The sequence below is a fragment of the Actinomyces sp. ICM39 genome, from assembly GCF_000282935.1.
GTDB classification, from domain to species: Bacteria; Actinomycetota; Actinomycetes; order Actinomycetales; family Actinomycetaceae; genus Pauljensenia; species Pauljensenia odontolytica_B.
The window spans coordinates 1-863 of record NZ_ALCB01000071.1 but is presented as its reverse complement, the minus strand read 5'-3'; the positions used below and the strand labels follow the sequence as shown (position 1 = coordinate 863).

Annotated in this window: 1 protein-coding gene; it reads right to left on the bottom strand. The window is 63.6% G+C overall.

Features of this window, described 5'->3' with window-relative positions; genetic code table 11:
- Positions 1-680: 680 nt before the first annotated feature.
- Positions 681-863, bottom strand: a 183-nt coding sequence (locus HMPREF1137_RS10505; protein WP_231284027.1) for a hypothetical protein, incomplete at its 5' end; no start/stop codon positions are given.

Here is an 863-nt window from a genome sequence, read left to right as displayed (position 1 = left end):
CGCAGCCTGGCCCTCCACACCGGCGGCGCCCTCCACACCGGCGGCGCCTGGTGTACTGATGCGTGGCTGGCGCGTTGCCCTGAAGCCCGGCCAGGCCCTGCCGCCGCCCACTGGCACCGCAGCCAGGCAACGCCGCGGGCTCTCGCTGTGGCCCCGAAGGGGCTGCGTGAAAGAAAGATCGCCCCTGCATAGCACCGGGCGGTCGTTCGGGGTGCCTCTGTGAAAGAAATATCGCCCCAGCACGGTGAAAATGGTCGAAAATCAGCCATTTTGAGTGTGCGTGGGCGAAAAATATTTCAACCGTGGTGCTGGCCCCCCAGGCAGGGGCGAATAATGTTTCATTCGTGGTGCTGGATCCCCGCGCAGGGGCGAATAATGTTTCAACTGGGGTGCTGGATCCCCGCGCAGGGGTGGCTTTTCTTTCTCGCGCTGGGACGGGGCCGCGTGGGAGGGGTGCTAGATCCCCACGCGGGGACGGTTTTTCTTCCAGTTCTCGGCTCGTTGAGGCGTCACTGATGCCCGCCATGCGCCGCGCGGTGCGGGAGAGGCGACGGCGCGAGAAAACTCGTCCTGCTCGGCCTGGTGTGGGCGCGCGGCCCGAGAGGGGGATGATGTGCGAACTTGGTTCGGAATAGCCAGGCCGACGCTTGCCAGGTGATACCGGGGGCTCCGCTGCTCACCTATCCACTGTCTTGGTTGAAACCGGTGACACGTCCGCCAGTGGATACGGCCGTTTTCATGGCCTCTCCGGCGAGCAGTGGTGTTTGGGGTTTCAAATTCCTGATGATCACCGCCTGTAGAGGTGTCACTGGTTTCATATGACCGTTGCTTGTCCTGTGGGTCGGGCTGGTGTTTGTGCCCAC